This is a genomic window from Bradyrhizobium sp. HKCCYLRH3097, assembly GCF_051167875.1.
Taxonomy (GTDB): Bacteria; Pseudomonadota; Alphaproteobacteria; order Rhizobiales; family Xanthobacteraceae; genus Bradyrhizobium.
Map to the genome: position 1 here is coordinate 212,638 of NZ_JBNPTX010000006.1, position 24,414 is coordinate 237,051.

Annotated in this window: 17 protein-coding genes; 7 read left to right on the top strand and 10 right to left on the bottom strand. The window is 65.6% G+C overall.

What is annotated here, in order from left to right:
- The first annotated feature begins 54 nt into the window (after positions 1 to 54).
- Together ACQR0U_RS16965 and ACQR0U_RS16970 are read left to right on the top strand one after the other, a co-directional pair.
- The gene (locus tag ACQR0U_RS16965) at positions 55 to 834 is read left to right on the top strand and encodes an HpcH/HpaI aldolase family protein (RefSeq protein WP_315749218.1); all 780 of its coding nucleotides are present in this window, start codon (positions 55 to 57) and stop codon (positions 832 to 834) included.
- Positions 835 to 950: 116 nt separating this feature from the next.
- Positions 951 to 2,474 carry a UxaA family hydrolase gene (locus ACQR0U_RS16970; RefSeq protein ID WP_315826354.1) on the top strand — a complete coding sequence of 508 codons (1,524 nt, stop codon included), beginning with the start codon at positions 951 to 953 and terminating at the stop codon, positions 2,472 to 2,474.
- 206 nt (positions 2,475 to 2,680) lie between these two features.
- On the opposite strand, the gene ACQR0U_RS16975 is transcribed toward ACQR0U_RS16970, so the two are convergent.
- Complete coding sequence (locus tag ACQR0U_RS16975; protein WP_008964013.1) at positions 2,681 to 2,878, bottom strand: hypothetical protein; 198 nt, start codon at positions 2,876 to 2,878, stop codon at positions 2,681 to 2,683.
- Between the two features lie 432 nt (positions 2,879 to 3,310).
- Between ACQR0U_RS16975 and ACQR0U_RS16980 the strand changes: the two genes are divergently transcribed.
- From ACQR0U_RS16980 to ACQR0U_RS16995, 4 genes are all read left to right on the top strand, one after another.
- On the top strand, positions 3,311 to 6,625 hold the full coding sequence (locus tag ACQR0U_RS16980) for a DUF2126 domain-containing protein (protein WP_316202249.1): 3,315 nt from the start codon (positions 3,311 to 3,313) through the stop codon (positions 6,623 to 6,625).
- Between the two features lie 30 nt (positions 6,626 to 6,655).
- Positions 6,656 to 9,187 carry a circularly permuted type 2 ATP-grasp protein gene (locus ACQR0U_RS16985; protein ID WP_434843539.1) on the top strand — a complete coding sequence of 844 codons (2,532 nt, stop codon included), beginning with the start codon at positions 6,656 to 6,658 and terminating at the stop codon, positions 9,185 to 9,187.
- Positions 9,184 to 10,062, top strand: a complete 879-nt coding sequence (locus ACQR0U_RS16990; RefSeq protein WP_316172782.1) for a transglutaminase family protein — start codon at positions 9,184 to 9,186, stop codon at positions 10,060 to 10,062. The genes ACQR0U_RS16985 and ACQR0U_RS16990 overlap by 4 nt, the downstream gene beginning before the upstream one ends.
- A 99-nt stretch (positions 10,063 to 10,161) precedes the next feature.
- Positions 10,162 to 10,542 carry a hypothetical protein gene (locus ACQR0U_RS16995; protein ID WP_315714907.1) on the top strand — a complete coding sequence of 127 codons (381 nt, stop codon included), beginning with the start codon at positions 10,162 to 10,164 and terminating at the stop codon, positions 10,540 to 10,542.
- Between the two features lie 734 nt (positions 10,543 to 11,276).
- On the opposite strand, the gene ACQR0U_RS17000 is transcribed toward ACQR0U_RS16995, so the two are convergent.
- The 9 genes from ACQR0U_RS17000 to ACQR0U_RS17040 form a co-directional block, all read right to left on the bottom strand.
- On the bottom strand, positions 11,277 to 12,170 hold the full coding sequence (locus tag ACQR0U_RS17000; protein ID WP_434843538.1) for an SMP-30/gluconolactonase/LRE family protein: 894 nt from the start codon (positions 12,168 to 12,170) through the stop codon (positions 11,277 to 11,279).
- A 181-nt stretch (positions 12,171 to 12,351) separates the two neighbouring features.
- Positions 12,352 to 14,400 carry a PQQ-dependent sugar dehydrogenase gene (locus tag ACQR0U_RS17005; RefSeq protein ID WP_434843537.1) on the bottom strand — a complete coding sequence of 683 codons (2,049 nt, stop codon included), beginning with the start codon at positions 14,398 to 14,400 and terminating at the stop codon, positions 12,352 to 12,354.
- Positions 14,401 to 14,413: 13 nt separating this feature from the next.
- Complete coding sequence (gene nhaD, locus ACQR0U_RS17010) at positions 14,414 to 15,697, bottom strand: sodium:proton antiporter NhaD (protein ID WP_315749228.1); 1,284 nt, start codon at positions 15,695 to 15,697, stop codon at positions 14,414 to 14,416.
- Positions 15,698 to 15,810: 113 nt separating this feature from the next.
- Positions 15,811 to 17,337 carry a cryptochrome/photolyase family protein gene (locus tag ACQR0U_RS17015; protein ID WP_434843536.1) on the bottom strand — a complete coding sequence of 509 codons (1,527 nt, stop codon included), beginning with the start codon at positions 17,335 to 17,337 and terminating at the stop codon, positions 15,811 to 15,813.
- A gap of 30 nt (positions 17,338 to 17,367) precedes the next feature.
- Positions 17,368 to 17,964 carry an RNA polymerase sigma factor gene (locus tag ACQR0U_RS17020; RefSeq protein ID WP_315749230.1) on the bottom strand — a complete coding sequence of 199 codons (597 nt, stop codon included), beginning with the start codon at positions 17,962 to 17,964 and terminating at the stop codon, positions 17,368 to 17,370.
- Positions 17,965 to 18,126: 162 nt separating this feature from the next.
- On the bottom strand, positions 18,127 to 18,777 hold the full coding sequence (locus ACQR0U_RS17025; RefSeq protein ID WP_315749232.1) for a ChrR family anti-sigma-E factor: 651 nt from the start codon (positions 18,775 to 18,777) through the stop codon (positions 18,127 to 18,129).
- Positions 18,774 to 19,319, bottom strand: coding sequence for a sigma-70 family RNA polymerase sigma factor (locus ACQR0U_RS17030; RefSeq protein WP_315826481.1), 546 nt, complete (start codon positions 19,317 to 19,319; stop codon positions 18,774 to 18,776). Before ACQR0U_RS17030 ends, ACQR0U_RS17025 begins: the two co-directional genes overlap by 4 nt.
- A 205-nt stretch (positions 19,320 to 19,524) precedes the next feature.
- Positions 19,525 to 20,145: a GTP cyclohydrolase I FolE gene (gene folE, locus ACQR0U_RS17035; protein WP_315714899.1), complete on the bottom strand. Its 621-nt coding sequence runs from the start codon at positions 20,143 to 20,145 to the stop codon at positions 19,525 to 19,527.
- 90 nt (positions 20,146 to 20,235) lie between these two features.
- A complete protein-coding gene (locus ACQR0U_RS17040) occupies positions 20,236 to 21,972 on the bottom strand; it encodes a methyl-accepting chemotaxis protein (protein WP_434843535.1) in 1,737 nt (578 codons plus the stop codon).
- Positions 21,973 to 22,551: 579 nt separating this feature from the next.
- Here ACQR0U_RS17040 and ACQR0U_RS17045 point away from each other — a divergent pair.
- A complete protein-coding gene (locus ACQR0U_RS17045) occupies positions 22,552 to 24,138 on the top strand; it encodes a B12-binding domain-containing radical SAM protein (RefSeq protein ID WP_315714897.1) in 1,587 nt (528 codons plus the stop codon).
- Positions 24,139 to 24,414 lie beyond the last annotated feature (276 nt).

The following is a 24,414-nucleotide window of genomic DNA, read 5'->3' on the forward strand; positions in this document are numbered from 1 at the left end:
GAACGAATTCTAACGAGACGGATCGGTTGAACAACAAGGGAAGGAAACGCAGTCGTGGCGAACAATAAGGTCAAGCAACTCTGGGCCGAAGGCAAGACGGTGGTGAATGCCTGGCTCGCGATCCCCTCGGGCTTCTCCGCGGAGGTCGTGGCTCAGTGCGGCTTCGACAGCGTCACCGTGGACATGCAGCACGGGGTGCAGGACTATCTGTCGATGGTGCAATGCTTCCAGGCCATGCATGGCCATCCGGTCACGCCGATGGTGCGCGTGCCGTGGAATGAGCCCGGCATCATCGGCAAGGTGCTCGATGGCGGCGCCTATGGTGTCATCTGCCCGATGGTCAACACAGCGCAGGAAGCGCGCAACCTCGTTTCCTATTCCAAATATCCGCCGAAGGGTGTGCGCTCCAACGGTCCGATCCGCTCGGGCATGTATGGTGGTGCGGGCGAGTATCAGAAGACGGCCAACGACGAGATCGTGCTGCTGCCGATGATGGAGACCAGGACCGCGGTCGAGAACATGGAAGCCATTCTCGATGTCGAAGGCATCGACGGCGTCTATATCGGGCCCTCCGATCTCGGCTTTTCCTATGGCCTGGTGCCGAAGCTCGATCGTGACGAGCCGGAAATCCTCAAGATCTATGAGAAGATCGTGAAGGAGTGTGGCAAGCGTGGGCTCAATCCCGGCATTCACTGCAGCGGCGCCGAGGGTGCGGTCCGCGCCATCAACATGGGCTTCAAGCTCGTGACCTTGTCGAACGAGGTCGGCCTGATGCAGGTCTATGCCCGCCAGCAGGTCGCGCAGACCCGCAAGGAATCCGGCGGCAAAGCGTAACGAGAAAGGCGAATGGCGAGGAGGGCGTAGCGAACGGGGATCCGTCCATTCGCTATGAGCCGCTCGCCATTCGCATATGTGTTCGCGATCGACGTATTGATACGAGAGAGACAGCCATGGCTCCCACCCCCGTCATCCGTCTTCATCCCGAGGACAGCGTCCTGATCGCGCGCGCCAGCCTGCCCCCGGGGCTGTCGATCGCCGATGGGGTCACCACGACCGACCGGATTCCGGCCGGTCACAAGGTCGCGGTGCGTCCGATCGCACAGGGCGAGCCCATCCGCCGCTACGGCCAGATCATCGGCTTCGCGACCGCGCCGATCGCGCCCGGGCAGCACGTTCATACGCAGAACTGCGGCATGGGCGATTTCGCCAAGGACTACGCCTATGGCGTTGACGTGAAGCCGACGCCGAATTTCGATCTTCCGGCGACGTTCGAGGGCATTCGCCGGCCCGATGGCCGGGTCGCGACCCGCAACTACATCGGCATTCTGACCTCGGTGAACTGCAGCGCGCATGTCGCGGGCCTCGTTGCCGACGTGTTCAAGCGCAATCCCTTCACCGGTGACGATCCGCTCGCCGACTTCCCGAACGTCGACGGCGTCGTGGCGCTGACGCACAAGACCGGCTGCGGCATGACGCTCGACGAGCCGCTGAAGCTGCTGCGGCGAACCCTCGGCGGCTACGCGCGGCACGCGAACTTCTCTGCGGTGATCGTGCTCGGCCTTGGTTGCGAGGCCAATCAGATCGGCGGATTGATGGAGGAGCAGAAGCTCGCCGGCCGCCTGCGCGCCATGGACATCCAGGAGGTCGGCGGCACCCGCAAGACCGTCGAGGCCGGCATCGCTTTCGTCAGGGAAGCGCTCGCCGACGCCAACAGGGTCAAGCGCGAGACGGTTCCGGCTAGCGAGCTGACTGTCGCCCTTCAATGTGGTGGGTCCGACGGCTATTCCGGCATCTCGGCCAATCCGGCGCTCGGTGCGGCAAGCGATCTGCTGGTGCGACATGGTGGCACAGTGATCCTGTCGGAGACACCCGAGACCTACGGCGCCGAGCATCTGCTGACGCGCCGCGCAGTCAGCCGCGACGTCGGCGAGAAACTCGTCTCCCTGATGCGCTGGTGGGAAGAGTATACCGCGCGTGAAGGGGCGGAGATGAACGCCAATCCCAGCCCGGGCAACAAGGCCGGCGGCCTGACGACGATTCTCGAGAAGTCGCTCGGCGCGATGGCCAAGGCCGGCAGCACCAATCTGGTCGATGTGCTGCATTATGCGGAAGCCGTCACCAAGAAGGGCTTCGTGTTCATGGACACGCCCGGTTACGACCCGGTTGCGGCGACGGGGCAGGTGGCCGGCGGCGCCAATCTCGTCTGCTTCACCACCGGCCGCGGCAGCGTGTTCGGCTGCAAACCGGCGCCGTCCATCAAGCTCGCGACCAACACGCCGATGTACAAGCGGATGGAAGACGACATGGACGTGAATTGCGGCACGATCCTCGACGGCGAGGAGACGGTGCAGGAATGCGGCCAGCGCATCTTCGAATTGATGTTGAAGACCGCCTCGGGGCAGCCGACCAAGAGCGAGAGCTTCGATTTCGGCGGGGCCGAGTTCGCGCCCTGGGTGCTCGGCGCGACGATGTAGCTGGATCACTCAGCTATTCGGCGGCCCTATCGGGGCTGCGGTTCGGTGTCCCGGCATCTGATCGCAGCTGAGATCGCAAGTTAACTGAGACTGGATCGCAACTGAGATCAGATGACAGGTGAGCGCGCCGCCATGGGCTGGCTGTCGTGGGCAGTCCGTCATGGGCTGGCCCTGCCGACGCTCGCGCGACAGCGGCGCCGAGCAATTTACCGCTGGTGGCCCAGGCCGATGCCGAGCGCCAGAGCCTTCTGACGGAGCGAGCCTTCGGTCCGCTTCATCGCCTTGGCGATCTTGGCAACCGGGGTCTTGGACTTCGAGTGCTGTTTCAGCAGCTTGATGTCGGCGGGCGTGTAGGGTTTCCGCGCCAACTTCTTGGTAGCTGCCTTCTTAGCTGTCTTCGCCACTTGATTCTCCTTTTGGCAATGATGGTCCTAAATAGCATGTGTAGTCGAGCTATCAAGCGATTGCGGCAAATGCAACGCTATTAGTTCTTGTTAGTTCATCATTCGGGGTTAATCCCTGCTTTGAGGGACTGGTCAATCTTCCGTGAGCGCCTGCGCGTCGTCCTGTGGACAACTCTCCGCGTGCGGCCGGATAGGTTGTTTGTTCTTCTCTCGTTCTTCGTGACGGGCCTGATTGAGGCGCGCAGCGGCCGGAAAAGCGACCGGTGCGTGCAGCGGAGACACCTGATAGGGCGGCTCAACTGGGCCGGCGCGGTCCAAATGCCGCCTTTCGGGCTTAGGATCGTCCAATAGGCAGCTCTGCCCTTTGTTAGTGCTTGATCCCTAAGCACAGCAATGTTCTGCTTAAAAAAGTTGCTGGAGCGCCGAAGCCTCGTGTCAATCTACGTCGCATTACATCACGTCACTCATTACAAATATGATCGTCCGGTCGAACTGGGTCCGCAGACCATCCGCCTGCGTCCTGCACCACATACCAGGACCCCCGTGCTGAGCTATTCGCTCAAGGTCACGCCGCCCAACCATTTCGTGAACTGGCAGCAGGATCCGCAAGGCAATTGGCTGGCCCGCTACGTTTTCCCCGAGAAGGTGAACGAACTCAAAATCGAGGTCGACTTCACGGCGCAGATGACCGTGATCAATCCGTTCGACTTCTTCGTCGAGCCTTACGCCGACAGTTTTCCCTTCGCCTATCCGGAGGGCCTCAAGGTGGAACTGGCGCCCTATCTCGAGACAATCGAGCCGGGGCCGTTGTTCGCGGAATACTTGAAGTCGATTCCCCGCGATGCGGACAACACGGTCAACTATCTCGTCGAACTCAATGCGCAGTTGCAGAAAAAGATTCGTTATATCATCCGGATGGAGCCTGGCGTTCAAACGCCGGAGGAGACGCTGTCGTCGGCCGCCGGCTCCTGCCGCGACTCGGCGTGGCTGCTGATCCAGACGCTGCGGCATCTCGGGCTCGCCGCCCGCTTCGTCTCCGGCTATTTGATTCAGCTTCGTCCCGACATCGATCCGATCGAGGGGCCGGTCGAGGTCGAGAATGATTTCACCGATCTGCATGCCTGGGCCGAGGTCTATCTGCCCGGCGCTGGATGGATAGGCTTCGACGTCACCTCGGGCATGCTGGCGGGCGAGGGACACATCCCCGTTGCAGCGACTCCCCACTATCACTCGGCCGCGCCGATCAGCGGGAGTGCCGGAGTTGCCGAGGTCAACTTCAACTTCGAGATGAATGTGAGGCGCATCCGCGAAGCGCCGCGGATTACCCGGCCATTTTCGGATGAGGCGTGGGACCGGCTCGACCGCCTCGGCGAAGCCGTCGATGCCGATCTCGCCGAAAACGACGTGCGCCTCACGATGGGCGGCGAGCCGACCTTCGTGTCGATCGACGACATGGAATCGGCGGAGTGGAATACGGCTGCCGTCGGCCCGGCCAAGCGCGGGCTCGCGGACAGCCTGATCCGGCGTCTGCGCGCGCGTTTCGCGCCCGGTGGCCTGCTGCATTACGGACAGGGCAAGTGGTATCCCGGCGAAAGCCTGCCGCGCTGGGCGTTCGGACTGTATTGGCGCAAGGACGGTGAGCCGATCTGGCGCAATCCGGATCTGATCGCCAACGTCGATGGCCCGCGCAGGGCGACGATCCAGGATGCAGAGCGTTTCCTGGACACGGCCGCCGAGACGCTCGGGCTCGAACCGGACTACGTGCTGCCCGCGTTCGAAGATCCCGCGCATTGGCTGCAGAAGGAAGCCGCACTGCCCGAGAACGTCGATGCGCTCGACTCCAAGCTCGCCGATCCCGAGGAACGCGCGCGGATGGCGCGGGTGTTCGATGAAGGGCTGCACATTCCGCGCGGCTTCGTGCTGCCGATCCAGCGCTGGAATGCACAGCCGCGGCGCTGGCGCAGCGAGCGCTGGGGCCTGCGGCGCAAGCGGCTGTTCCTGATTCCCGGCGACTCACCGCTCGGCCTGCGGCTGCCGATCGGCTCGCTGGCCCACATTCCGCCGAAGGATTTCCCGTACATCCACGAGCAGGACCCGATGGAGCAGCGCGGGCCGCTGCCGATGTTCACGCAGGGGCGTCCGGTGATCGTGCCGCAGGTACCGCCGCTGCCGAAGCTCGATCGCGCGCCGAAGCCGCAGCAGGACGTTCAGTATCAGTACTGGGGAGGGCTCGGCGTCCGCACTGCGATGTCGGTCGAGATCCGCGATGGCATTCTGTGCGTGTTCATGCCGCCGGTCGAAACCATCGAGGACTACCTGGAGTTGGTCGCAACGGTCGAAGCGACGGCCGAGTCGATGCAGATCAAGGTTCACGTGGAGGGCTATGCACCGCCGTTCGATCCGCGCATCGAGGTCATCAAGGTGACGCCCGATCCCGGCGTGATCGAGGTCAACATCCAGCCGGCCGCGAGCTGGCGGCAATCGGTCGACATCACCTTCGGACTTTATGAGGATGCCGCGAAGGTGAGGCTCGGCGCCAATCGCTTCCTGATCGATGGCCGCCACACCGGCACCGGCGGCGGCAATCATGTCGTCGTCGGCGGCAGCTCGCCGCAGGATTCGCCCTTCCTGCGCCGCCCCGATCTGCTGAAGAGTCTCGTCCTGTATTGGCAGCGGCACCCGTCGCTGTCTTATTTGTTCTCCGGCATGTTCATCGGGCCGACCAGCCAGGCTCCGCGCATCGATGAGGCGCGCCACGACAGCCTTTATGAGCTCGAGATCGCGCTCGCCAACGTGCCAAGGATCGGGCAGAGCGTGCCGCTGTGGCTGGTCGACCGGCTGTTCAGGCATCTGCTCGTCGACATCACCGGCAATACCCACCGCTCGGAGATCTGCATCGACAAGCTGTACTCGCCGGAGGGACCGACGGGCCGGCTCGGACTCGTGGAGTTCCGCGCGCTGGAAATGCCGCCCGATCCGCGGATGTCGCTGGCGCAGCAGCTTCTCATCCGTGCGCTGATCGCCAAATTGTGGCGTGAGCCGCAAGACGGCCGGTTCGTGCGTTGGGGCACGGCGCTGCACGACCGCTTCATGCTGCCCCACTTCATCTGGGAAGACTTTCTTGATGTCCTGGATGAGCTGCGGTCGTCCGGCTACGACTTCTCGCCGGAATGGTACCAGGCGCAGCTCGAATTTCGCTTTCCGACCTTCGGCCGCGTGCAGCATGGCGGCGTGACCCTGGAGCTGCGGCAGGCGCTGGAGCCCTGGCACGTGCTGGGCGAGGAGGGCGCCGCGGGCGGCACCGTGCGCTATGTCGATTCCTCGGTCGAGCGACTTCAGGTCAAAGCCGAAGGTTTCATCGAAGGCCGCCACCTCATCACCTGCAATGGTAGGAGGATGCCGATGACCTCGACCGGACGGTCGGCGGAAGCGGTGGCGGCGGTTCGTTTCAAGGCATGGCAGCCGGCCTCCGGCCTGCACCCGACGATCCCGGTGCATGCGCCGCTGACCTTCGACCTGATCGACACCTGGAACGGCCGTTCGCTGGGCGGCTGCGTCTATCACGTCGCCCATCCCGGCGGCCGCAACTACGATACCAAGCCGATCAACTCCTACGAGGCGGAGGCACGGCGGCTCGCCCGCTTCCAGGATCACGGCCACACTCCGGGACGAATCGCGCTGCCGCCGGAGGAACGCACAAATGAATTCCCGATGACCCTCGACTTGCGCAGGCCGCTCCTGCATTGATGGCACGGAGTTTGTGCGGAGGACCAGGGTATGGACGGCTCGAGCGGCCAGGACCAGGGAGCGAGCGCCGCCGGTCGGCCGGCGGCACGTTCTCCGCTGCGCCGGGCCGAGCATTGGGCCCGCGACTATGCCCGGCTCCCCGGCATCCCCGATGAGTTCATCGGGGCCGACGGCCGTCCGCGACCGGTCTGGACCCGCTTTGCCGAGACCTTCGCCGCACTCGCGCCGAGTGACATCGAGCGCCGCTTCGCCTCCGCCGATCGCCATCTGCGCGAAGCCGGCGTCACCTATCGCTCGCCGGGCGACAACGCCGAGCGATCGTGGCCGCTGAGCCATCTGCCGCTGCTGATCGACGAGTCCGAATGGGCGCAACTGTCCCAGGGCATCGTCCAGCGCGCCGAACTGTTCGAACGGGTGCTGCAGGACATCTATGGCGAGGGACGGCTGGTGGCGAGCGGCGCGCTGCCGGCAGCCGCCGTCGCCGGGTCCAGCGAATATCTGCGCCCGGTCTGCGGCGTCAAACCGCCCGGCGGCCGCTTCCTCAGCATCTACGCCGCCGATATCGGCCGCGGGCCCGACGGCGGCTGGTGGGTGCTCAACGACCGCACCCAGGCGCCGTCCGGCATGGGCTATGCGCTGGAAAATCGGCTCGTGCTGTCGCGCGCCTTCTCCTCGATCTACAAGTCCATGAACGTGGAGCGGCTCGCGCCGTTCTTCGAAGCATTCCGCGATGCTCTGCGCGCCAGCGCCGATCGTGACGAGCCGCGCATCGGCGTGCTCACGCCGGGCATGTTCAGCGAGACCTATTTCGAGCACGCGACGCTGGCGCGCTATCTCGGCTTTCTGTTGGTCGAGGGCGACGATCTCGCTGTCAGCGGCGACCGCGTGCATATCCGCACCGTCGCCGGCCTGAAGCGCGTCGACGTGCTGCTGCGGCGGCTCGATTCCAACTCGCTCGATCCGCTCGAACTCGATGCCGGCTCGCGACTCGGCGTCGCCGGCCTGATGGACGTCGTGCGCAAGGGCGGTGTGGTGATCGCCAACATGCCGGGTTCTGGTGTGCTCGAGGCGCGCGCGCTGCTCGGCTTCCTGCCGAGCCTTGCGCGGCGCGTGCTCGGTGAGGATCTCAAGATCCCGCACATCGCGACCTGGTGGTGCGGCCAGAAGTCCGCACGCGACGAGGTGCTGTCGCGGCTCGAGGAGTTCGCGATCGAAGGCGCCTATGGCCGCGCCGTGCCGGGCTTCGCAAGCAGCGGTCCGGTGCTGGCTGGTGAGCTCTCGGCCGCCGAGCGCGAGCGGCTGCGCGCTGCGATCAGCCAGCGCGGCATCGATTATGTCGGACAGGAGGTGGTGCGGCTGTCGACCACGCCGGTGTGGGAGGACGGTCGGATCGCGCCGCGGCCGTTCGTGCTGCGGGTGTTCGCGGCCGCCACGCCCGACGGCTGGACCGTGATGCCCGGCGGCTTCTGCCGCATCGCCGACAAGCTCGATGCGCGCGCGGTGTCGATGGGCGATGGCGCGCGCGCCGCCGACGTCTGGGTGGTCGCCGACAAGGCGGTGGCGGCGCGCACCTTGCTGCCGGGCTCCGACAACGTGCGGATACGCCGCATCGCCGGCGTGCTGCCGAGCCGCGCCGCCGACAATCTGTTCTGGCTCGGACGCTATCTGGAGCGCGCCGAGGCCACCGTGCGGCTGATCCGGGCGCTCGCAGCCCAGCATCGTGATCCCGGCAAGGGATCGCCGGCGCAGCTCAACACCTCCGAGCGCATCCAGCGGCTGTTGTTGACGTGGGGCGCGGTTGAGCAGACCTCGCGCAGCAAGGGATTCCAGGTGGCGGCTGAGGCCCTGCAGGCCGAGGCGCAGTTCGGCTCGGCGCTGTCGCTGCTCAGATCGGCTCAGCGCACCGCGACCTCGCTGCGCGAGCGCCTCTCGCCCGACGCCTGGCAGGTCATCACCGAGATGCCGAATCGCCTGGCGCAGGAGGCCGAGGATGAGGACGCCGTCGTCAGCATCGCCGAGCTCACGCTCGACCGGCTTGCGAGCTTCGCCGGCCTTGCCCAGGAGAACATGAACCGCGCCGCCGGCTGGCGCTTCCTCGACATGGGGCGCCGCGCCGAACGCGCCATCAACACCGCGCGGTTCGCGCGCCAGTTCGGCTATGACGAGGCGACGCCCGAGGATCTCGACGTCCTGCTCACGCTGGTCGACTGCCAGATCACCTACCGCTCGCGCTATCTGATCGGCCCGTCGCTGGCGCCGATCCGCGATCTCGTCGTGCTCGACCTCTACAATCCGCGCTCGGTCGCGTTCCAGGTCGAGCTGCTCAACGAGCACATCGCGAGCCTCCCGGTGCTGAAGGAGAACGGGCTGATCGAGCGGCCGCAACGCCTCGCGATCTCGCTGGGCGCGCGGCTGACCGCGGCGGAGGCGGCCCATCTCGATGGCCGCACGCTGTTTGCACTGGAGCAGGACCTGCTCAATCTGGCGGAGGCGATTGGCCAGCACTATTTCCCGCACGGTCCGAACGCGACGCGGCCGGAAAAGCTGACGGGCCTCGCGTGATCTACGACATCCGGCATGTCACGACCTATGAGTATGAGAGCGCCGTCAGCTTTGCGCGCTGCTCGCTGCGGCTGGAGCCGCTCAGCGGCGACGGCCAGGAGTTGATCTCGCACAGCGTCGACATCCGGCCGCGGCCCTCGGAGCGGACGGCGCGGCGCGATTTCTTCGGCACACTGACCGAGAGCATCGTGATCGATACCCAGCACCGCCACCTGCGCATCGACTCGCGCTCGCGGGTGAGGCTGTCGCGCACACCGCCGGAGCGCGATGCGCCGAGCGCGGCCTGGGAGGACGTGCGCGATGCCGCCTTCGAGGCGACGAGCCTCGGCCCGTCGTCGCCGATCGGCTACGTCTTCGCCAGCGCGCTGGTGCCGGTGCTGGAGCCGGTGACGGACTATGCCGCGGCAAGCTTCTCCGCCGAGACGGGGATCGTAGCCGGCGCCGCCGATCTGATGCGGCGCATCCGCAAGGAGTTCAGATACGATCCGAAGGCGACCGTGATCTCGACCCCGCTGCGCGAGGTGTTCGACAATCGCCACGGCGTCTGCCAGGACTTTGCTCACGTCATGATTGCCGGCCTGCGCGGTCTCGGTCTCCCCGCGGCCTATGTCAGCGGCTATCTGCGCACCATCCCGCCCGAGGGCCGGCCGCCGCTGCAGGGCGCCGACGCCACCCATGCCTGGGTGTCGCTGTGGTGCGGCGACGACCTCGGCTGGATCGGCTTCGATCCGACCAACGATCTCCTGGTCGGCAATGATCACATCATCCTCGGCATGGGCCGCGACTTCTCCGACGTCTCGCCGGTCGATGGCATCATCGTCGGCTCGCGCAAGCAGAAGCTCGGCGTCGCCGTCGATGTCGTGATGGTCGAGTAGGGTTCCCTGACCGGGAACGGTCGGAACATTTTTCCCGCATCGCACTTGATCCGCCCGAGGGGCCCGAATGGGGGCTGGCTGACCCTTTCGAGCGATGGAGTGATCGACATGAAACGTGTTGCAATCGTCATTGGCCTGGTCGGCGCCTGCGTCGCCGGCAGCGCCTCGGCCCAGCCGAGTGCGAACCTCACCGGCACCTACCGCTGCATCCAGATGTGCCGCGACGGAATGATCGGCGCGCCGGCCTTCGTGACGCAGAACGGCGATGCCGTGAACCTGACCACCGAAACCGGCGAGTCCCTCCAGGCCTGGCCGGACTGGAATGCTCCCAATAGCCGGCTTTGGATCGACGCACGTGACGAAAGCGCAGTGTATTCGCCCGACGGCATGCGCATCCAGTTCGACGACGGCCGTGTCTGGGAGCGCGACCTGCCGCCGCCGCTCATCGTCCGCCGCGCGCCGGTGGTGTACGGGCGATAAGCGATCGCCATTGCTATCGAGGCTCTCGCGCACGCGGGGGCCTTGATTTGCGGGTGAGATGAACGGTGCCGGCCTCACGATCCAGTACTCGCCGGAAGGGGTGATGAATCGAGACGCCGCGGCGTACCGGATGCCCGCCTGCGCGGACATGACACGGGGTACGGGGCGGCGTTCTCGCGACACGATCTGTCCGAGTCATGAAGGATAGCTCGAACCCTCTGAGAACAAGAGGGCGCAGGGAATGCCGGGTGATGGCCTCACCCATGGCCCGCCTGCGAAAAGAATGCAGGCGGCAGGAACCACAGGTCCAGCCGGATCAACCCGGCATTCCCTGCGCGATGGCTTTACGGCTTATACGTGGTCTCCCTGGTGCGCCGGGCTTTCTGGCCACCATCCCCAGCGCGATCGTATTGCGCCAGGTTGACACCAGCATCGGGGTGTCGGGACATCACGACTTCACCGTGCGCATCATGCCGTTCGTCCGCGCGACTGATCACGCTGCAGCACCACACGCCCACCGCTCCCCAGGGCTCCACGTTCGTGACGATCGCGATACGCCCCTCTCACGAGCCCGGGATGGCCGGAAACATCGGTCTGATTTGCCCGACGACACAAGTGGGCAAGCGTGCGACAAACTGGCACGACGGGTAATTCGGGCATGGCGGATATGCGCGATCTATTAGTTGCCGTTCAGACAGCGAGCGCCATGCTGAATCCGGCACCAGCAGAGAAGCTCAGCACTTCCGCATCTGCAAACAATGCTCTCGCCCCTCGACATCAGTCCGAAACGACTCGATGAAGCCGCCCTGGCGCTGGGTCACATACACGGTCTTGCCGTCGCTGCCGCCGAAGGCGAGGTTGGTCGGCTCCCTGGCTTTCAGCGCGATCTCCCGGATCATGCGCCCATCCGGCGCCAGCATGGCGATGCTGCTCTTGAGGATGTGCGCGACCAGCAGCCGGCCGCTGGCGTCGGTGCGCAGTCCGTCGATCGTGTTCGGCTCGAAGGTCTTGATCAGCTTTGGCCGTGTCAGCGCGTCGCCGTCGATCGCATAGGACCAGATCTCGCCGCTGTTGGATTCGCCGACATAGAGCGTGCGGCCGTCGGGGCTGAGATCGATGCCGTTGGCGGTGCCCATGGCACGCGGCGCCGACATGGCTGCGCCTTGCAGGGATCCGTCGGGTCCTTTCGCGATCCGCCAGATGCGGCCGCTGCGCGCCTTCCAGTTGGGATCGCTCGCATAGATCGTGCCGTCGCGCGCCAGCGTGATGTCGTTGGGCTGGCTCATGTCATCGGCATGGAAGACGAGGCGGGGCTCGGTCGTACCGGGGGCGATGGCGAAGATGTTGTGGCGCTTGTAGTCGGCGACGAACATCGTGCCTGTGGCGTCGATGCGGATGGCGTTGCCAATGCTGTTGTCGGGCAGCTCGGTGAATTTTTCGGAGGCCGTCGCCTCCGGCGCGAGCTTGCCGATCGTGCCGGCCTTGCCGAGATTGACGACGAACAGATTGCCGTCGCGGTCGACGGCGGGCCCCTCGATGCCGAAGGTGTATTCGCCGGATGGAGTGAGCTGGGTGCTCTCGAACAGTTTTGGTGCGGCGAGGGTGGGCGCGCTCGCAAGCAAGAGCATGAGAACAGTCGCCAAACCCGAGATGCGTAGGGTGGACAAAGGCGCAGGACGACGCCGCTTGCGCCCGAACGCACGCTCGTTCGCGCCGTGCCCACCAGCCGCAGCACCGGTGCGCGCGGCCGGTGGGCACGCGCCGCCTGCGGCGGTCGCTTTGCCCACCCTACGGGCCATCGCAAGCCGGTCAGAGCGGCACCAGAAACTGCTGTTGGATGTAATAGCCATTGTCGTCCGTACAGGTGCCGTTGAGGTAGGTATCGGCGGGCCGGAAGAAACGGCTGAAGCCGGGCTTATTGACGGCAGACCTCTCGGTCATCACGACGACCTTGCCGAACGGGATCTCGCCGCATTCGCGGCCGTCGCCGGCGAAGAACTTGCGATGCGGAGGGCCGCCCGGTTTCACCCGCATCCTGGTTCCTGGAATCATGCGCGCGACCAGATCGTCCGCCACATCAAGCACCCTGGCGTAGCCTGGTTCCGTCTTGATGAGGTTGGCGCCCGGCGGCATCTGCCGCTCGGCACCCAATCCGCGCAATCGTTGACGCAGCCGGCCGGCTTCGGGATCGCCCGGATAGATCCAGCCGTCTTGCGCCAGCATGAAGCGCAGCACGGCGCGGTCCTTGTCGTCATCGGATTGCCCGGCCTTGAGGCCGAAATCCGAATGGCAGCCGCTGCAATGTTTTTCGATCAGGCTCCTGCGCACGGTCGTGAGCCGCGCGCGACTCGCCGCGTCCTGCATCACGAAAGCCGCAAGCCGGTCGATCAGCGCCTCGCTCCTGATGTCGCAGGGCAGGGGTTCGGGGGCAGCCTCGCCAGAGCGGTCGATGCGGATCACGGTCTGGTTCTTGTCCTCGACCAGCCAGATCGCGCCGTCGTCGGCGATGGTCATGCCGACCGGCGCGCCCTGCGGCCGGATGCCGTTGACGCGATGCCACCCCGTGATGATCTCGTCGAACGCCGCGGCCGGCGCGGGACCGGCTGCGGTCTGGAAAGCGCGGGTTGGCTCGGCGGCGCAGCTCACATGGTAGCGCACCGGCGCCGGGCTCGGCTTGGGCAAGCCGTGGTCGTCGACCTCGAAGGCGAGTAGCCGGCTGCCGGTCGGCCGATAGCCATGCAGGCCGACCAGCAGCTTGCCCTTCAGGTCGTCGAAGCGATCGCCGGTGTAGTAGAGCATGCCGAGCGGCGCGCCATGCGGCGGCAGCAGCGACCAGGGCTGCTTGTAGAGCGTGGTGGTGTTGCAGAGGTTCTTGAGCGCGCCGGACTGCAGCACACGCTTGAATTCCGGGCTCGGCGTCGTCAGGTCGTAGCAATAGGGCCAGCCATAGTGGCGGCCTTGCTCGATCGCGTTGATCTCCTCGTTGGGCGCGAAGATGTCCTGCAGGTCGCGCGCGTTCTCGCCCTGCAGGAACGCGGTGCCGGGATCGGGAAAGCGCGGATGCAGCGCCAGCGCCATCGAGTTGCGCAAGCCGCGCGCGAACACCTCATGAGGCGGAGCGGAATCGCCGGGTTTCAGCGCTGGAAAGAGGCCGCCGGCGGGCGGCGTGAACAACCAGATGGAAGCCAGCGGCGAGGTGCCGTCGCCCGCCGCGCAGGGTCGCGTGATCGGCGCCGGCGACAGGCAATTGTCGCTGTGCGAGCCGATGTTGACGAACAGCCGCCCGTTGCGGTCGAAAGCGAAGGCCTTCAGCGGATGCGCACTCTCCGCGATCCGGGTGCCGTCCGGCAAGGTCAGGCGGCGCCCAGGCAGATCGCGGATGATGGTCTCGATGGTCGCTCTCGGGTTCGCGGCGAGCGGATCGAAGCGGAAGATCGCGGTGTCGGTCGAGGCGTAGATCCTGCCGTCGAGGCCCGCGGCGAGGCCGAATGGATAGGACAGTCGCGTGACCGCCTCGCGGATGCGCTGGCCCGCGGGCGCTACGGGATCGAGGATGAGGAGGCGGCCGTCGTCATGGCCCCAGCCGCCCATGTCCGCGACCACGAACAGTTGATGGCCGGGAATCTGCACGATGCTGCGGGGAAATCGCAGGCCGTCGTCGCGACTGGCGACGAGGCCGGCGCAGAAGCCGGGCTTCATGTCGATCTGGAGGCGCGGAAAGGTGAGGGCGCCGTCGCCGCAACTGGCCGGGCCGAGCGCGTAGCCGCTGCGGATCGTCGCGTCGTCGGCGTGGCCAGCTCCGATGCCGATGAGCATGGCGGTCGCGACGGCTGCAAGACTGTGCCACGACCATTCCATGCGTCGGTCCCGCTCAGTGAAGCAGATTGTATTGGATGATGTAGGCGGCGGCGCCGGCAAAATAGCCGAGCAGGGCGATGCCGCTGATGCGGCGCACGTACCAGAAGAAGTGGATGTTCTCGAGCCCCATCGCGGCGACGCCGGCCGCCGAGCCGATGATCAGGATCGAGCCGCCGGTGCCGGCGCAGTAGGCGACGAACTCCCACAGGAAACTGTCCGGCGGAAACTGGCTCAGGCTGTACATGCCCATGGATGCTGCGACCAGCGGCACGTTGTCGATGACCGCGCTGGCGAGGCCGAGCACGATCACGATCAGGTCGAGCCGGCCGACGGTGCGATCGAGCCATTGCGCCAGCGCCTGCAGGATGTGGGTGTGCTCCAGCGCTGCGACGGCCAGCAGGATGCCGATGAAGAACACGATCGAGGGCATGTCGATGCGGGTCAGCGCATGTACGAGCGTCAGGCGCTGCTTCTGCTCCGAGGCCTTCTCGCGATGGATGATCTCGCCGACCATCCAGAGCAGGCCGAGGCCGAACAGGATGCCCATGAACGGCGGCAGGTGCGTCAGCGCCTTGAACACCGGCACGGCGACCAGGATGCCAAGGCCCATGAAGAACATCAAATTGCGCTCGAACGGCAGGATCGGGCTGATCGAGGCGAGCCCTGCGCTCGCCGGAGGCGCGAGCTGCTTGCCGCGCAGCGTGACGCTGACGACCGCGAGCGGCACCAGCAGGTTCAGGAGCGAGGGGATGAAGACCGACTTCATGATCGCGAGCGGCGTGATCTGGCCGCCGATCCACAGCATGGTGGTGGTGACGTCGCCGATCGCCGACCACGCGCCGCCGGCATTGGCGGCAATCACGATGATGGCGGCGAACACGAGACGATCTTCGTCACGCCCCGACAGCTTCTTCATCAGCGACACCATCACGATCGCGGTGGTGAGGTTGTCGAGCATGGCGCTGAGGAAGAAGGTCACGAAGCCGACCAGCCAGACCAGCGTGACCTGATTCCTGGTGCTGATCAGCGAGGTCACGACCTCGAAGCCGTTGTGCGCGTCGATGACCTCGACGATGGTCATCGCCCCGATCAGGAAGAAGATGATCTGCGCGGTCGAGGCCACGGACTCGTTGAGTTCAGCCGCAACGGCCGGCGCGGTCCCGCCCATGACGGCGTAGATGGTCCACATCAGGCCGGCACCGACCAGGGCGGTGGCTGCCTTGTTGATCCGGAACGGATGCTCCAGCGCCACCACGGCATAGGCGAGCGTGAAGACGGCGACGATGGCGGCGGTCATGGGCAGGGCATTCCGGGCTGGATCGGCGGGAGACGGATGGAACTGCCCAAGATATGACCGATCGGCGTCCGGCCAGCAAGCCGTGAGCGCTGTTCAGGCTGGACGAACGCCGGTTACACCAGGGCCGACGCGATCGCGTCGGCGTGGCTCCGGATGGCGCGGATCTCCGCCGCGCTGCGGCGCTCGAGATTGACGTACTGGTTGCGCATGCGGCCATTATTGGCGAAACGCCGGCGGTGCTTGGCAAGGAAGCTCCAATACAGCGTCGTGAACGGGCAGGCCCTGTCGCCGGTCGCCTGCTTCGGATCGTAGCGGCAGTTGCGGCAATGGTCGCTCATGCGGTCGACGTAGTGGCCCGACGCCGCATAGGGCTTGGTGCCGACCACGCCGCCGTCGCCATGCTGGCTCATGCCGAGCGTGTTGGGCAGCGACACCCAGTCGATGGCGTCGTGAAACATCGACATGTGCCAGAGGTGCACATCGTAGGGCCGGACGCCGAGCAGCATCGCGAACAGGCCGAGCACCATCAGCCGCTCGATGTGATGCGCATAGGCGTGATCGATGGTATGGCCGATCGCCTGCGCCAGGCAGCGCATGTCGGTCTCGCCGGTCCAGTAGAAGCGCGGCATCGGCAGGCCGGCGTCGAGCGCGTTCTCATCGGCGTAGTGAGGCATGCGCTGCCAATAGATGCCGCGCACGAATTCCCGCCAGCCGATGATCTGGCGGACGAAGCCCTCGAGCGCGTTCAGCGGCGCGTTGCGGCTCTGAAGCGCGGCCGCGACCACTTCGCGCGGATTCAGCATGTGCAGGTTCAGCGCGCCCGACAGCCGCGAGTGATACAGGAACGGCTCGTCGCTCAGCATCGCGTCCTGATAGGTGCCGAACAAGGAGAGGCGCCAGGCGACGAAATCGGAAAGCTCGGTCAGCGCGTCGACGCGCGACACCGGCAGGTCGAAGCGGTCGAGCTTGCCGGGACTGTTGGAGAAGCGCGCCGCGACCAGCTTGAGCACGTCGCGCGTGATCGCGTCGGGCGCATAGGATCTGGCGACGGGGATCGGCGGGCGCGACTTGCCGAATCCCTTGCGGTTCTCGGCGTCGAAATTCCAGCTGCCGCCGACCGGGCGGCCGCTCTCGTCGATCAGGATGCCGGTCTTGCGCCGCATCGCGCGGTAGAACGTCTCCATGATCGGGCGCGGATGGCGCCCGGTGAAGGCGTCGAACTCCTCCGCCGTGCACAGGAAGTGGCGGTCGGCGCGGATGTCGGGCCGCTGCGGCAGCTTGCGCAAGCCCTCGCGCACGCGAAAATCGCCGGGCTCCAGCACGATGGTCGCCGCAGGCCGCAGCGCCGCCTGATGCCGCGCGATCTCGCTGTCGAGTGCGCCGGTGTTGGCGGGATCATCGAGCCGGACGTAATGGACGGTGCGGCCGCGGCTCTCGAGATCGGCGCGGAAGTGGCGCATCGCCGCGAAGAAATACGCGATGCGCATCTTGTGCTGCGGAACGTAGCTGGCCTCGTCGCTGACCTCCATCTGCAGCACGGCGTCCTGCTCCGGGTCGAAACCGTCGAAGGCCGCCGAGTCCGCATCGAGCTGGTCGCCCAGCACGATGACAAGGTGTCTTACGGCACGTGTCCTGGTCATGGGACCTTGGTCATCACGCCATGCAGCCGATCAGGCGGCCGCCGCGGTAACCGCGTGGGCCTGGCCAAGACAGTCCTTGCGCACCGTGAGCAGGCTGCGATGCAGCCAGGTCTTGATGGTGCCGACCGGCACGCCAAACCGTTCCGACAGACGCGTCCGGCTTTCGCCCTCGAGATAGGCGAGCGCCAGCAGCCGTCGGCGCTCCTCCGGCAGCCGCCCAAGCGCCTCGCGGGCGATCGGTTCCGCCAGCGCGTAGTCGAATTCGTCGGCGGCGCTGTCGGCGGGATCGGGGATCGCGAGGGCCTCATCGAGCTCCGAGGTCGGCACGCCGGTGGCGCGCAGCGCGTCGATCGCGGTGTTGCGCATGATGCTGCACATCCAGGTGATGGGCGAGGCGCGCGTCGGGTCGAAGCTCGCGGCATGCCGCCAGATCTTCAGGTAGCCATCCTGCAGGATGTCGTCGAGGTCAGCCGCGGACGGCAGCAAGGCGCGCACGGTCTTCCGCATCTTCAAGATCGTTGCAGCATGGAGCTCGGCAAAGGCTTGCTCATCGTTGCGTCCGGCACGGGCCAGCAGGCTGCCAAGATGCGCGACGCAACCCTTCTGATCCGCGCTTGCTGATCGCATCATTCTCCTCCATGCGCTCTCTCTGAACGGAAACGGGTCAGAGTCAGATGCGGATCACCGCCAGCGTGCTGTCGGTATCGCGCGGAGGGAAGTGGCGAATCGTCCAGCCGATCTAGCTCGTCTTGATTGCTCCGCGGCGGCTCGCCACGATGCGATCAGAGCTCAGAGCCGGACGAAGGGGCTGATGAGGCGGCCGAGCAGGCCGTGCATGCGCAGGTCGCCGGTCATGGCGACGAGGCAGAGGCAGGGGCCCTCGTCACCGACCACCGGACGATGGTCGACCTCGTCGTCGCCATAGTCGAAGTCGCCGGGTCCGTAATAGCCGCCGAGATGGCTGAAGCTGCCCTTCAGCACGCAGGTCAGCTCATTGCCGGAATGCGTATGCTCCAGCATCCGCGCCCCTGGCTCCGAGCGCAGCAGGAAGGCGCGCGATTTGCCGGTGCCAGGCAGCAGGATCGGGCGCATGCTGATGCCGGGCGCCACGCGCCGGCGCTTGCCGATCTTGCAGCGCTTGACCATCTCGGGCAAATCCGCGAGCTCGGGATCGTGCTCGGCGACCTCGCTCACCTGCGGCGCCGCCTGCGGGCGTCGATCGATGCGGGCCATCACGGCATCGAAAGCGTCCGCGCCCGTCGCGATCGGCTCGGCCGCGTCCAGCGAGGCGCCAGCGAGCTGCTCGATGGCGCGGACGAAGCGCTGGCATCGGCCGCAATCGGCGACATGGACACCGACGACCAGCCGCTCGGCCTCGTCGAGCGCACCAGTGGCGAAGTCGGCCAGCAGGTCTTCCGGCGGGTGGTGGCTGATCGTCATGTCGCGTCGTCCAACAGGTCTCTCAGGCGATTCATCGCCAGTCTGATTCGTGACTTTACCGTACCCAGCGGCAGGCCGAGCACCGCCGCGATTTCCGAATGCGGTCGTTCCTCAACGAACGACAGGCGGATCACGGTGGATTGCTCCGCCGATAATCTTTCGATCGCGGCCGCTACCCGTGTGGCATCTTCGACACGCGAGACGATCTGGTCGGCTGCGAGCGTCGGATCGGCTTCCTCGTCGCGCCCCACTTCTCTGCTCAGCCGGCTGTCGCGGGCGGCCTTGCGCACGGCGTCGATCCGCTGGTTGCGCGCGATCGTGAAGATCCAGGCGGCCGCGCCGGCCGTCGACGGATCGAATTGCCCCGCCTTCGTCCACACCGCCACCATGGTGGATTGGGCGATTTCCTCGGCGTCGTCGGCGTTGCAGCCGGTCTTGATGAGGAAACCTTTGATGCGGGGCGCAAAATGCGCGAACAGGGCCTTGAACGCCTCGCGGTCGCCGCGCGCGGCGACGCGTCCGATCAATTCAGCCCAATCCACAGTCGCCTTCGGCCCTCTGCTCACATTCACCTTGGTACGGGCGCCCAAGGCCCGTGCAAATCGATGCCGGGACGATGCCACGTTCCATTGCGCTAATCCAGCCGCTCTCATCGCGTGGTCATGGTCCCCGGCACGCATGCTTGATCCCGGATAACGTGGCTCATGGACGGCTGGATCACAGCGGGCGGACGATTTTCCGTGCCCCTCAATCCTTCAGATCGGAATTGACCATCGCCAGGAACTCCTGGCGGCTCATCGGGTCGGTGCGGAAGCAGCCGAGCATGCGGCTGGTGGTGAGATCGACGCCGTGCTTCTTGACGCCGCGCGAGCTGATGCAGTGATGGGCTGCCTTGATCACGACCGCCACGCCCTGCGGCTGCAGCACCTCGTCGATGATGTTGGCGATCTCGGCGGTCATGCGTTCCTGGATCTGCAGCCGACTGGCATAGGCCTCGACGACCCGGGCGAGCTTGGAAATCCCGACCACGCGGTTGCGCGGCACGTAGCCGACCCAGGCGCGGCCGATGATGGGCGCCATGTGGTGCTCGCAATGGCTCTGGAACGGGATGTTCCGCAACAGCACCATCTCGTCGTAGCCGGCGGTCTCCTCGAACGTCTTGCGCAGATACTCCTCGGGGTTCTGCTCATAGCCGGAAAAATAGCTCTTGTAGGCCCGCGCGACGCGGGCCGGGGTCTCGGAGAGACCCTCGCGTGACGGGTCCTCGCCGATCCAGGTCAGGATGGTGCGGATGGCGTCCTCGACGTCATCCTGGGTGACCGCAACCGGGTCGCAGGCGAACGGAAGTTTCTTGGCTGTCTGGCGCACGATGGCTCTCCAAAAACCAAGAAACGGTTCCGGTGTCGGAACGGATCACGTCTTGTGGGGGCGATTTCCGCAACCGATGGCTCGCCGCCGTCAGCTCGCCTTGCGCAGCCGCATCTCCGCGGACGGACCCGAGCGGAGGTTCTGGAAGAACTTCTCGACCTCGTTGGCGAGCGTCTGCGCGGTCGCGTTGAGGTCGCCGGACGCCGACAGGACGGAGGCGGCGGCTGTCGAGGTCTCGCTGATGGCGTCGCGGAGCGAGTCGATGTTCATGACCAGCGTCTGGTTGCCCTGGGCGGTTGACTGCGCGTTGGTCGAGATCTCCCGCGTCGCCTGGTCCTGTTGCTGGATGGCATTGGAGATGTTCGAGGTGATCTCGTTGATGCCGCGGACCGCCTGGCCAATCTCGCGGACGGCGTCGACCGCGGTCTTGGTCGAGGCCTGGATCAGGCCGACGTTCTGGCTGATCTCCTCGGTCGCCTTGGCCGTCTGCCCGGCCAGCGCCTTGACCTCGTGAGCGACCACGGCAAAGCCACGGCCGGCCTCGCCGGCGCGGGCGGCCTCGATGGTCGCATTCAGAGCGAGGAGATTGGTCTGCTCGGCGATGGTCTGGATCAGGGTCAGCACGCCGTCGATGCGCTGGGTGGCGGCGGCAAGGCCCTCGATCTCCGTGACCGACTTCTCGGTGCGCTGGCCGGTCTGCTCGACGGCGCCGGCCGACTGCCGGATCTGCCGGCCGATCTCCTCGACCGACGTCGACAGCTCCTCGGCGGCGCTGGCGACGGCGGAGACGTTGGTCGAGGCCTGCGACGTGGCGCCGGCCGCGGTGACCGCGCGCTCGTTGGCATCGGCCGTCAGCCGCGTGATCATCTCGGCGGTTTGGCGCATCGCGGCGGCGTTCTCGGTGACGGTCCGCATCACGCTGCCGATCGCGGTGCGGAATTGCTCGACCGCGGTCTCGATGTGGCGGGCCCGGGCTTCGCGGATTTCCGAGTCCTGCGAGACCTGGGCATTGAGGTCGCGGTTGTGGGCCATCGCCTGCTGGAACACGCCGATGGCGCGGGCCAGTTCGCCGACCTCGTCGGCGCGCCCGGCATGCGGCACCTCGACGTTCTCGGCGCCGGTCGCGACCCGGCGGATCGTATCGGTGATCTGAGACAGCGGCCGAGCGATCGAGCGGGCGATGATCACCACGCCGGCTGCGACCAGAACCAGCATCAGGCCGCCAAGACCGGTCAGCACGAGCGAGAGCTTGTTGTTCAGCGCCGTTTCCTCGGCGATCTTTCCTGCGCGCTCGACATAGACCTTGGACAGCGCCTCGAGATCCGTGTTGAGCGCCTTGCGCACGGAGCGATTGGCATCGTTGTCGCCCCACTCGCGTCCCGCAGCCGGGCTGATTTCATTGGCGCGGCGGACCAGTTCGGCGCGGAATTCGACGAATTGCTCGATCCGCTTCTTGAACGTTGCGAATTGCTGGGCGTCGTCGGCCTGGACGATCGCCTGCCACTTGTCGACGACCTTCAGGATCTCGGCGTTGAACTTGAGCAAGCCGTTGCCGTATTGCTTCACGACGGCCGGGTCTGTCGACATATAGACGCCGCGCGACTCCATGACGACGGCATAGACGAGGCCGTTGACCAGCTGAACGTTGTGAGCGGCGAGATTGGCTGTCTCGATGGCTTTGATGAGCTCCGTGGCCCGCCGCGAGTTGTAGTCGGACAGCCAGGTGATTGCGGCGGTCAATAGCGCAAACAATGCAAAGATTGCATAGAGCTTGACTGCGATGGACTGGCGCGTGGCCGTCTTCGTTGACGTCGGGCGTGAGGTCATGAGGTGAGATACCGCGAGTTTTTGCTACGACGGAGGAGGCGCTGATTGTTAATAGTTATGCAAAACCTTCATGGAGAAAGCGTTAAGTGGACACCGTCAGTATTATGCAACCACAGCGTACTTTGCTTGGCGTTTCAATCGATTAGTTGGTGCTCCGCAGCAGGGGCGGGCGCCGGGGCATCCGGTCGACTACGGAGGGCATGCGCCATTTCGAGGCTCCTCGTTCCCCTGCAAATGCATTGCAAACCAGTGGCCGCGCACGCGCGCTCCGCAATTGGTTCGTCGGTCGGAGACAGGCGGGAGCAGTCGTCGCGCTCGACCGATCAATTATCCATCCGATTGGAACTTTGGATCGCCCTTCGCATTCCGCCATCCGTATTGCGATGCATCGGATCAGGTTGCCTCGTCAGGTCGCGTCTGATCATGCCAGGCAGCGTGAGCATCTGGCACGCGGCGGGACCTCGCGCCTTGCGACAGGAGCGGAAGGCGCGATCGCACTCAACTTTTCCGGAAGGGGTAGCGAAGCCTTATCTTCGGCCGTAAGGTAACCGGTTAGCGGGTTGTCGCGAGGGGCAGTCGATGAGATTCGAGGGCATCGAAACGGTACGTCGCATTCTCTGTGTGTTTCCGCGCTACACCTCGTCGTTCGGAACCTTCGAGCATGCCTATCCGCTCACCGACGGCATCCAGGCTTTCATGCCGCCGCAGGGGCTGCTGCTGATCGCGGCCTATCTTCCGGGTTCCTGGCAGGTGCGCTTCATCGATGAGAACATCCGCCCGGCGCAGGACGAGGATTTCTCATGGGCCGAAGCGGTGTTCGTCAGCGGCATGCACATCCAGCGTCAGCAGATGAACGACATCTGCCAGCGGGCGCACGCGTTCGACCTGCCGGTCGCGCTCGGCGGCCCCTCGGTCAGCGCCTGTCCGGACTACTACCCGAGCTTCGACTATCTGCATGTCGGCGAGCTCGGTGATGCGACCGACGAGCTGATCGCGCGGCTGGCGCGGGATCCGTCACGGCCTGCGCAGCAGGTCGTGCTGCGGACCAACGAGCGGGTGGCGATGACGGATTTCCCGGTGCCGGCCTACGAGCTCGCCGAGGTGAAGAAGTACTTTCTCGGCAGTATCCAGTATTCCAGCGGCTGCCCCTATCAGTGCGAGTTCTGCGACATCCCCGGCCTCTATGGGCGCAACCCGCGCATCAAGTCGCCGCAGCAGATCATCGCCGAGCTGGACAAGCTCAGGGAATGCGGCGTCACCGGCTCGGTCTATTTCGTCGACGACAACTTCATCGGCAACCGCAAAGCCGCGACGGAGCTGCTGCCGCATCTGATCGAATGGCAGAAGCGCACCGGCTATGTGATGCGGCTCGCCTGCGAGGCCACGCTCAACATCGCCAAGCGGCCCGAGATCCTGGAGAAGATGCGTGAGGCCTATTTCATCACCATCTTCTGCGGCATCGAGACGCCCGATCCGGATGCGCTGACGGCGATGCAGAAAGATCACAACATGATGGTGCCGATCCTGGAGGGGATCAGGACCATCAACAGCTACGGCATGGAGGTCGTCTCCGGTATCATCATGGGGCTGGACACCGACACGCCGCAGACCGCGGACGCGCTGCTGCAGTTCGTCGAGGAGAGCCGGATCCCGCTGCTCACGATCAATCTGCTGCAGGCGCTGCCGAAGACGCCCCTGTGGGATCGCCTCGAGCGCGAGGGCAGGCTGGTCCACGATGACGGTCGCGACTCCAACGTGAAATTCCTGATGCCCTATGACGAGGTGGTCACGGCGTGGCGGCGCTGCATGGAGGTTGCCTACGAGCCGGAGCGGCTGTTCGCGCGCTACAAGCACCAATGCGACACCACCTATGCCAACCGCATCGAGGTGCCGGTCAGCGACGAGATGAAGAGTTGGCCGAACATCAGGCGCGGCCTGGTCATGATGGGCAAGATCTTCTGGAAGGTGGGCGTGCTCGGCGACTACAAGCGGCCGTTCTGGCGCTTTGCCTGGAGCCAGCTCAAGCGAGGCGAGATCGAGAATTTCATCGCCGTGGCGCTGATCGCGCATCACCTCATCATGTTTGCGCGCGCCGCCTCGCGCGGGCATCAGAACGCGTCGAACTACTCGATCCGGCTGCGCGAGGCCGCCCTTCCCGCAGGGTGATGGTCCTCTCTGGAGCAGGGGGCGGCGGGTGGTGCTCGCCAGCACCGGCTCGCGGCCTGAGCAAGGGGACGGCGCGGTCGGATACCGGTCCTTGAGTCGTTCAGGTTTCGAGCCCCGCGTCCGCCTGGGCCATCCACGCTCTTTTCAAGCACGGCAGAATCGTGGCGTGATCGGAAGCCGTGGCGGCTCGCCGTATTGTGTGGCCGCGCATGGTTGCGGCCGGGGAGTGAACCCTGCTAGATCGCCTCGACGAATTTTCACGTGTTTTCAAGGATT

Coding starts and splice junctions, on each gene's coding strand:
- ACQR0U_RS16970 (WP_315826354.1), top strand. CDS start 951: ATGGCTCCCACCCCCGTCATCCGTCTTCATCCCGAGGACAGCGTCCTG.
- ACQR0U_RS16985 (WP_434843539.1), top strand. CDS start 6,656: ATGGACGGCTCGAGCGGCCAGGACCAGGGAGCGAGCGCCGCCGGTCGG.
- ACQR0U_RS17000 (WP_434843538.1), bottom strand. CDS start 12,170: ATGCTCTTGCTTGCGAGCGCGCCCACCCTCGCCGCACCAAAACTGTTC.
- ACQR0U_RS17005 (WP_434843537.1), bottom strand. CDS start 14,400: ATGGAATGGTCGTGGCACAGTCTTGCAGCCGTCGCGACCGCCATGCTC.
- nhaD (WP_315749228.1), bottom strand. CDS start 15,697: ATGACCGCCGCCATCGTCGCCGTCTTCACGCTCGCCTATGCCGTGGTG.
- ACQR0U_RS17015 (WP_434843536.1), bottom strand. CDS start 17,337: ATGACCAGGACACGTGCCGTAAGACACCTTGTCATCGTGCTGGGCGAC.
- ACQR0U_RS17020 (WP_315749230.1), bottom strand. CDS start 17,964: ATGCGATCAGCAAGCGCGGATCAGAAGGGTTGCGTCGCGCATCTTGGC.
- ACQR0U_RS17025 (WP_315749232.1), bottom strand. CDS start 18,777: ATGACGATCAGCCACCACCCGCCGGAAGACCTGCTGGCCGACTTCGCC.
- ACQR0U_RS17040 (WP_434843535.1), bottom strand. CDS start 21,972: ATGACCTCACGCCCGACGTCAACGAAGACGGCCACGCGCCAGTCCATC.
- ACQR0U_RS17045 (WP_315714897.1), top strand. CDS start 22,552: ATGAGATTCGAGGGCATCGAAACGGTACGTCGCATTCTCTGTGTGTTT.